This is a genomic window from Mesorhizobium sp. M8A.F.Ca.ET.181.01.1.1, from assembly GCF_004792025.1.
In the GTDB taxonomy this organism is placed as follows: domain Bacteria; phylum Pseudomonadota; class Alphaproteobacteria; order Rhizobiales; family Rhizobiaceae; genus Mesorhizobium.
Genome location: NZ_SRTV01000051.1, coordinates 1 through 446, shown reverse-complemented (window position 1 = coordinate 446; position 446 = coordinate 1). Strand labels below are relative to the sequence as shown.

At 56.7% G+C, this 446-nt stretch carries 2 pseudogenes; both read left to right on the top strand.

The annotated features are described in order from the left end of the window. Positions 1 to 136: pseudogene (nusG, locus tag EN824_RS33535) on the top strand (transcription termination/antitermination protein NusG); the annotation flags it as partial. Positions 137 to 299: 163 nt separating this feature from the next. Beyond that, positions 300 to 446: pseudogene (gene rplK / locus EN824_RS33530) on the top strand (50S ribosomal protein L11); the annotation flags it as partial.

Below are 446 nucleotides of genomic sequence, written 5' to 3'. Positions count from 1 at the left end.
GGACGGTCCTTTTACCGATTTCAACGGCAGCGTCGAAGAAGTGAACTACGAAAAGTCGCGCGTCCGTGTTTCCGTTACCATCTTCGGCCGGGCAACGCCGGTCGAGCTGGAATTCGGTCAAGTCGAGAAGTTGTAATCTCAGAATTCTACGCAGCGCGCCAATGGGCGCGTTTCGTACTTCGCGCTTACGGTCCGCGTAATGGCCGTTGAGGAGCGCAAGTAGTCGGAGCTTCGGCGAACGCGCGCTACTACTCACTGAGTGTCCGCTGGTAATGCGGCGCTCCAAAGAGGTTTTCAACATGGCAAAGAAAATCATCGGCTTTATCAAGCTGCAGATTCCTGCAGGTAAAGCCAACCCGTCGCCGCCGGTCGGTCCGGCACTGGGCCAGCGCGGCCTGAACATCATGGAGTTCTGCAAGGCGTTCAACGCGCAGACTCAAGCATTG